8 protein-coding genes are annotated in these 7,141 nt (G+C 67.4%); 7 read left to right on the top strand and 1 reads right to left on the bottom strand.

Features of this window, described 5'->3' with window-relative positions:
* The 5 genes from VJ655_RS10780 to VJ655_RS10760 all read left to right on the top strand — a co-directional run.
* Positions 1-590, top strand: a 590-nt coding sequence (locus VJ655_RS10780; RefSeq protein WP_324111059.1) for an MFS transporter, incomplete at its 5' end; no start/stop codon positions are given.
* 4 nt (positions 591-594) lie between these two features.
* Positions 595-1,566, top strand: coding sequence for a sugar phosphate isomerase/epimerase (locus VJ655_RS10775; RefSeq protein ID WP_324111058.1), 972 nt, complete (start codon positions 595-597; stop codon positions 1,564-1,566).
* A complete protein-coding gene (locus VJ655_RS10770) occupies positions 1,566-2,702 on the top strand; it encodes a Gfo/Idh/MocA family oxidoreductase (protein ID WP_324111057.1) in 1,137 nt (378 codons plus the stop codon). Before VJ655_RS10775 ends, VJ655_RS10770 begins: the two co-directional genes overlap by 1 nt.
* Positions 2,699-3,754, top strand: coding sequence for a sugar phosphate isomerase/epimerase (locus tag VJ655_RS10765; RefSeq protein ID WP_324111056.1), 1,056 nt, complete (start codon positions 2,699-2,701; stop codon positions 3,752-3,754). Before VJ655_RS10770 ends, VJ655_RS10765 begins: the two co-directional genes overlap by 4 nt.
* A 27-nt stretch (positions 3,755-3,781) precedes the next feature.
* Positions 3,782-4,144, top strand: a complete 363-nt coding sequence (locus VJ655_RS10760) for a c-type cytochrome (protein ID WP_324111055.1) — start codon at positions 3,782-3,784, stop codon at positions 4,142-4,144.
* A gap of 53 nt (positions 4,145-4,197) precedes the next feature.
* On the opposite strand, the gene VJ655_RS10755 is transcribed toward VJ655_RS10760, so the two are convergent.
* Positions 4,198-4,989, bottom strand: coding sequence for a DUF1080 domain-containing protein (locus VJ655_RS10755; RefSeq protein ID WP_324111061.1), 792 nt, complete (start codon positions 4,987-4,989; stop codon positions 4,198-4,200).
* A 229-nt stretch (positions 4,990-5,218) separates the two neighbouring features.
* Between VJ655_RS10755 and VJ655_RS10750 the strand changes: the two genes are divergently transcribed.
* Both VJ655_RS10750 and VJ655_RS10745 read left to right on the top strand, forming a co-directional pair.
* Positions 5,219-6,964, top strand: coding sequence for a GMC family oxidoreductase (locus VJ655_RS10750; protein ID WP_324111054.1), 1,746 nt, complete (start codon positions 5,219-5,221; stop codon positions 6,962-6,964).
* Positions 6,964-7,141, top strand: a 178-nt coding sequence (locus VJ655_RS10745) for a twin-arginine translocation signal domain-containing protein (protein WP_324111060.1), incomplete at its 3' end; no start/stop codon positions are given. The genes VJ655_RS10750 and VJ655_RS10745, both read left to right, overlap by 1 nt.

The raw sequence follows: 7,141 nt of genomic DNA, 5'->3' as shown, positions 1-7,141 counted from the left end.
ACGGCTACTTTGTGATGGCCGACGCCTTCCTGACCAACCGGGTCGGGATCGCCGGCAATCTCAGCATGGTGGTGTTGAGCCTTGGCCAGGTGGCCGAGATCTTGACCATGTTCTTCCTGGGCCGTGTGCTGGCCAAGCTGGGCTGGAAGGTGACGATGATCATCGGCGTGCTGGGCCACGCGGCGCGCTTCGCGGTCTTCGCCTTCTTCGCCGACAGCATCCCGGTGATCGTGGCCGTGCAACTGCTGCACGGGGTTTGCTACGCGTTCTTCTTCGCCACCGTCTATATCTTCGTCGACGCCGTCTTCCCCAAGGACGTCCGCTCCAGCGCCCAGGGCCTGTTCAACCTGTTGATCCTGGGTGTCGGCAATGTGGTGGCCAGCTTCCTGTTCCCGTCGCTGATCAGCCGTCTGAGCACCAGCGGTCCGGGCGGAACGGCGACCGTCGACTACACCACCCTGTTCCTGGTTCCGACCGGCATGGCCCTGGCCGCCGTGTGCCTGCTGGCCGTCTTCTTCCGTCCGCCATCGCGCGGCCCGGTCGGCGAGACCGATGAGCTTCCCGCCACCGCCAGCCCCGCCCAGGTCTAGCTCCATGCAAAAGGAAAGCCTCGTGCGCTCAAACGCTTACGAAATCCGAGCTGTCGCCGACCTTTCGCGGCGCGGACTGCTGGCCGCCGGCGCGGCGACTTTTGGCGCTGCCTTCGCCGGCGCCGCGGGCGCGGCCGAGGCGCCGTTCTTCCAGCGCCACAAGCTGCCGGTGGGCATACAACTCTACAGCCTGGGTCCGGACCTGGCCAAGGAGTTGGACGCCCAGCTGGCCACCGTCGCCAAGATCGGCTTCAGGTCGGTGGAGCTGGCCGGCTATCTGGGCCGCACGCCGGCCGAGTTGCGCGCCGCCTTCGACAAGGCCGGCCTGGTCTGCCCCAGCGCCCACATCCAGCCCAAGGGGCCCAATGGCTTCAGTGGCGATCTGGCCAAGCTGGCCGACGACCTGCATGTGATCGGGGTGAAGTCGGCGATCATGCCGATCCTCTACATCCCGGACCGCTTCACGGGCGCGGACCTGCGCCAGGCCGGCGGCCAGATGACCGCCGACGACTGGAAGTGGAACGCCGACTTCCTGAACGAGAAGGCCGCCGTGCTGAAGAAGGCGGGCGTCGTCACCGGCTACCACAACCACAATTTCGAGTTCGCGCCGCTTGGTGACACCACCGGCATGGAGATCCTGCTGAAGGGCACGGATCCCAGCCTGGTCACCTTCGAGATGGATGTGGGTTGGGTGACGGCCGCCGGCCACGATCCGTTCGCCATGCTGAAGGCCTATCCCGGGCGCTTCACCCAGATGCACGTCAAGGACATCAAGGCGACCACCAAGACCAATTTCGAACTGCGGCAGGATCCGACGGAAGTCGGCGGCGGCATGATCGACTGGAAGCGGTTGCTGCCCGCCGCCTACGCCGCCGGTGTCCGGGGTTTCTACTACGAGCAGGAGCCGCCGTTCGCTCACGCCCGGCTGGAGTCGGCGAAGATCAGCTTCGACTATCTCGCCAAGGTCGTCGCCTGATGGCCTTGCGGATGGCCATGGTCGGGGGAGGGCCCGGCTCGTTCATCGGGCCCGTGCACCGCATGGCCGCCGAGCTGGATGGACGTATCCGGCTGGTCGCCGGCGTGTTCAGCCGCGACCCGGCCAAGAACGCCAAGGCCGCCGCCGACTGGGGCGTCGCCCCCGATCGGGTCTATCCGGACCATCACGCGATGATCGCGGCCGAGCGGGCGCGGGGTGACGGCGTCGATCTGGTTTCGGTCGTCACGCCCAACCATCTGCATTTCGACGTCTCGGCGGCCGCCTTGCGGGGCGGGCTGCACGTGATCAGCGACAAGCCCGCGACGCTCAGCCTGGCTCAGGCTCAGGAGCTGGCCGAGGTGGTCACTGCCTCCGGCAAGCTCTACGCCCTGACCTACACCTACACCGGCTATCCGATGGTCCGGGAGGCGCGCGAGATCGTGGCGCGTGGCGATCTGGGCGCGGTGCGCAAGGTCGTGGTCGAGTACTCGCAAGGCTGGCTGTCCAAGCCGCTCGAACGCGACGCTGGCAACAAGCAGGCCAGCTGGCGCGCGGATCCCGCGCAGTCCGGCGTCGGCGGCTGCATCGGCGACATCGGCGTCCACGCCTTCAACATCGCCGAGTTCGTGACCGGTCAGCGCGTGAGCCGCCTATGCGCCGACGTCGCCACCGTGGTTCCGGGCCGGGCCCTGGACGACGACTGCAACGTGCTGCTGCGGTTCGCCAATGGCGCGCGCGGCGTGCTGATCGCCTCGCAGATCTCTGCCGGCGCCCGTAACGGCCTCACGCTCAGCGTCTATGGCGAGAAGGGCGGCCTGACCTGGTCGCACGAGGATCCCAACGTGCTGACCCTGGACTGGCTGGAAGGCCCCAGCCAGGTGCTGCACGCCGGGTCCGGCTATCTGGGGCCGGCGGCGCGGGCCGTCACGCGGTTGCCGACAGGCCACCCCGAAGGTTTCATCGAGGCCTTCGCCAACATCTATCGCGATTTCGCCGACGCCATCGCTAGCGGTCGGGCCGGCGGGCTCGTTCCCGACATCGCCGAGGGCGTGCGCGGCATGGCTTTCGTGGAGCGCGCCGTGGCCGCCAGCCGCGATGACGCCGGCTGGGTCGGGCTGGAAGGAGAGGGGCGATGAAGACGCTCAAAGGACCGGCCATCTTCCTGGCCCAGTTCATCGGCGACACCCCGCCGTTCGACAAGCTGGAGACCATGGCCAAGTGGGTCGCCGACCTCGGCTATGTCGGGGTGCAGATGCCAACCGGCGGGGCGGACTCGTTCTTCGACCTGGCCCTGGCCGCCGAGAGCCAGACCTATTGCGACGACGTCGCGGGGCTGCTGGCCGAATACGGCCTCCAGATCACCGAGCTGTCGACCCATCTGCAGGGGCAGCTGGTCGCCGTGCATCCGGCCTATGACGAGCTCTTCGATGGCTTCGCGCCGCCCGAACTACGCGGCAAACCCCAGGAGCGCCAGGCCTGGGCCGTGGGACAGCTCAAGGCGGCGGCGGTCGCCAGCCGGCGTCTGGGACTGAAGGCTCACGCCACCTTCTCGGGCGCGCTGGCCTGGCCCTATTTCTATCCCTGGCCCCAGCGTCCCGCGGGTTTGGTCGAGGAAGCTTTCGCCGAGCTGGGCCGTCGATGGAAGCCGATCCTGGACACCTTCGAGACCGAGGGCGTCGACGTCGCCTATGAGATCCATCCGGGCGAGGACCTGCACGACGGCGTCACCTTCGAGCGCTTCCTGGACGAGGTGGGCGGACACCCGCGCGCCAATATCCTCTATGATCCCAGCCACTTCGTGCTGCAGCAGCTGGACTATCTGGGCTACATCGACCGCTATCACGAGCGGATCAAGGCCTTCCACGTCAAGGACGCCGAGTTCCGGCCCTCGGCCCGGTCGGGTGTCTATGGGGGCTACCAGGGCTGGGTCGACCGGCCAGGCCGCTTCCGCTCGCTGGGCGACGGTCAGGTGGACTTCAAGGCGATCTTCTCCAAGCTGGCCCAGTACGACTACGACGGCTGGGCGGTGCTGGAGTGGGAATGCGCCCTCAAGCATCCCGAACAGGGCGCGCGCGAAGGCGCGCCGTTCATCCGCGACCACATCATCCAGGTCACGGACAAGGCGTTCGACGACTTCGCCGGCAGCGGGTCCGACGCCGGCCGCAATCGCCGGCTATTGGGCCTGTAGGCCGCCGCCAGACCTTTGACGGAGTTTTTGATGAAGTTCCCGCTTACGCTCGCCGCCATCCTCACCGGCATGGCGACCAGCGCCGTCGCCCAGCCCTCTGGCCAGCAGGTGTTCGAACAGCGCTGCACAGTCTGCCACTCGCTGCGGCCGGCGCCGGGCAAGATGGGGCCGCCTCTGGCCGGCGTCGTCGGCCGCAAGGCCGCCAGCGCGCCTGGCTTCGCCTATAGCGCCGCGCTGAAGGCCTCCGGCCTCACCTGGACCCCCGACCAGCTGGACGCCTTCATCAAGGCGCCAGGCAAGACCGTGCCGGGCACCAAGATGCTGCTCGGCGCGCCGGACGACGCGCAGCGCGCGGCGGTGATTCAGTACCTGACGTCGGTGAAAAAGTAGCCTGCCTTCCCAATCCGCCATCCCTACGCGCGAGGGATGGCGGTGTCTGGAGATCAGGGCGCTGTCAGTTCCTGGATCTGGATGTCCTTGAACTCGATCGGATGGCCCTCGCTCTGTAGGGCGATATAGCCCTCGGTCACCGGTTGAGCGCCGTGCGCCAGGATGTAGGGTTTGGCCCCGCCCGCCACGGTGTCGTCGGGATCCAGGGTGACATCGGCGTAGTGGTGGACGACCACGCTATCGATCTTTTCGAGAACCTCGCCGTTGGGACGGACCTCCAGCTCCACCTTGGTCCAGGTCCCGTTGGGGATCGTCGGCGCATTGGCCGAGGGCGTGCAGTGCTCTTTGACCTTCGCCCCGTCGATGGTGATGGTGGTCCCGGGCGTGCAGACCGCGGCGGTGGGGCGGGGGGCGTCGCCATCCTTGCCCAGGAGCTGGAACTCGACCGAGACCGGGAACGGCTGCTCGACCGTCATGCTCTCCGGGCTCTGGCTATGGAACATGACCCCACTGTTGCTGCGCGCCCAGGCCGGCGTGTCCGGCAGGCCGCCCTCCGTCAGGAAGCGATAGGTCAGGCGCAGACGATAGGCCTTGAATGGCGCCTTGTAGAACAGGTGCCCGAACTGGCCGTCCATCTTGTCGTAGTGGGCGTAGGAGACGCGGATCACGCCATGGTCGGCGACGAAGGTCTGGCGATAGTTCTCGCCGACCGGATGCTTGGCGACCTTGGCGGTCCAGCCGTTCAAGGTCTTGCCGTCGAACAGCGACCGCCAGGGGCCAGCCTTCACGTCCTCGGCGCTGGCGACGCTTCCCGCGCAAAGCGCCAGCAGTATTCCCGCGGCCATATGGCTCGCGCGGCGCGTGCAGAAGGGGCGCGCGCCCACGATCGGTCCGGTCATGATGGGTCGTCCCTCCCAGGCGTTCGGCGATTTGGTCGTGAAACGCCGAGCTTTCTTGCAATGTAACCCATTTCATGGAAGCCTCCAGGCAAGAATGAGGGTTCGCCGAAGTCGGGGCGTCGCGTTGCTTGAAGCTTCCGGCGCGGTCTGTCGAGCAGCCGCAAAGGGAGCGAACATGGCCAACCTTAACGGTCGCGCGCGTCGTAAGAACACCTATGACGCCATCGTCGTGGGCAGCGGCATCACCGGCGGCATCGCGGCCAAGGAACTGACCCAGAAGGGGCTAAAGGTTCTGGTGCTCGAGCGCGGCCGGATGGTCCGCCACCTCGAGGATTACCCCACCGCGGTGCTCGATCCCTGGCAGACGAAATATCCGCTGGGACAGCTGCCGCCGGACGAGCTGGCCGCGCACTATCAGGTGCAGCGCCGCACCAACTACACGATGACGGAGTACACCCAGCACTTCTTCGTGCGGGACGACGAGAACCCGTACACCGAGGAAAACCGCTTCGACTGGATTCGTGGCTATCACGTTGGCGGCCGCTCCCTGACCTGGGGGCGTCAGAGCTATCGCCACAGCCCGATCGACTTCGAGGCCAACGCCCGCGAGGGGATCGCCGTCGACTGGCCGATCCGCTACGAGGAACTGGCCCCCTGGTACGAGCATGTCGAGCGCTTCATCGGCGTCTCCGGCCAGCCCGAGGGCCTGGCCCACTTCCCGGACGGCCACTACCAGCCGCCGATGGAAATGAACTGCGTCGAGAAGGCGTTCAAGAGCCGCTCCGAAGCGCGGTTCCCCGAGCGGCGCATCAGCATCGGTCGCACGGCTCACCTGACCGATCCGACCGAGGAGCAGATGGCGCTGGGCCGCACCAAATGCCAGTTCCGCAACATGTGCATCCGGGGCTGCCCGTTCGGCGGCTACTACAGCTCCAATTCCGGCGGGCTGGTGGCGGCCGAGCGCACTGGAAACCTGGTGATCCGTCCGAACTCGATCGTCACCGAGCTGATCTATGACGACAAGGCGGGCCGGGCCAGCGGCGTGCGGATCCTGGACGCCACGACCAATCAGGCAGAGGAGTTCTACGCCGACGTCGTGTTCCTGTGCGCCTCGACCCTGAACTCGGCGTGGATCATGATGAACTCCACCAGTTCGCGGTTCCCCAACGGCTTTGGCAACGGCAGCGACCAGCTGGGTCGCAACATCATGGACCACCACCTGGGCGTGGGCGCCAGCGGCGAGGCGCCTGAATTCGCCGACATGTACTATTCCGGTCGTCGTCCGAACGGCATCTACGTGCCGCGCTTCCGCAATCTCGGCGACGCGGCGACCAAGCGCTCCGACTATCTGCGCGGCTTCGGCTATCAGGGCGGCGCGGGCCGGTCCGGATGGGATCGAGATCTTGGCGCCCGCGCGAGCGGTCGGGGTTTCGGAGCCGGGCGCAAGGCCGCGCTCAGCCAGCCCGGGCCTTGGACCATGGGCCTTGGCGGCTTCGGCGAGATCCTGCCCTATGAGGACAATCGCATCACCCTGAACCGTGAGGTGACGGACAAGTTCGGCCTGCCGACCCTGTCGTTCAATGTCACGATGCGTGAGAACGAGATGGCCATGCGGCGCGACATGCAGACCGCGGCCGCCGAGATGCTGGAGGCGGCGGGCTTCAAGAACGTCAAGGGCCACGACGGCGGCTACGCGCCGGGCCTGGGCATCCACGAGATGGGCGCCGCCCGCATGGGCCGCGATCCCAAGACCTCGGTGCTGAACGCCCACAACCAGGTCCACGAGTGCAAGAACGTCTACGTCACCGACGGAGCCGCCATGACCTCGGCCTCGTGCGTGAACCCGTCCCTGACCTATATGGCCCTTACGGCCCGCGCCGCCGACCACGCGGTGCAGGCCCGCAAGCGGGGAGACCTGTGATGCTGAACCGACGCGACGCCATCCGGGGCCTGGCCCTGACCGTCGGCGCGGCGGCGACCGGCTGGGCCGGCCGCGCGGCCGCCGCGGTCGCGCCGCTGGGCTGGACTCCCAAGGCGCTGAGCGCCGACCAGGCGCGTCTCGTGGACGTGGTCGCCGAGCTGATCATCCCCGCGACGG

Origin of the sequence: Caulobacter sp. (assembly GCF_035254145.1) — a bacterium.
GTDB lineage: Bacteria > Pseudomonadota > Alphaproteobacteria > Caulobacterales > Caulobacteraceae > Caulobacter.
Note: the sequence above shows the minus strand (reverse complement) of the source record. Positions and strands in the feature narration are given on the sequence as shown.

Coding starts and splice junctions, on each gene's coding strand:
- VJ655_RS10775 (WP_324111058.1), top strand. CDS start 595: ATGCAAAAGGAAAGCCTCGTGCGCTCAAACGCTTACGAAATCCGAGCT.
- VJ655_RS10765 (WP_324111056.1), top strand. CDS start 2,699: ATGAAGACGCTCAAAGGACCGGCCATCTTCCTGGCCCAGTTCATCGGC.
- VJ655_RS10755 (WP_324111061.1), bottom strand. CDS start 4,989: ATGGCCGCGGGAATACTGCTGGCGCTTTGCGCGGGAAGCGTCGCCAGC.
- VJ655_RS10750 (WP_324111054.1), top strand. CDS start 5,219: ATGGCCAACCTTAACGGTCGCGCGCGTCGTAAGAACACCTATGACGCC.
- VJ655_RS10770 (WP_324111057.1), top strand. CDS start 1,566: ATGGCCTTGCGGATGGCCATGGTCGGGGGAGGGCCCGGCTCGTTCATC.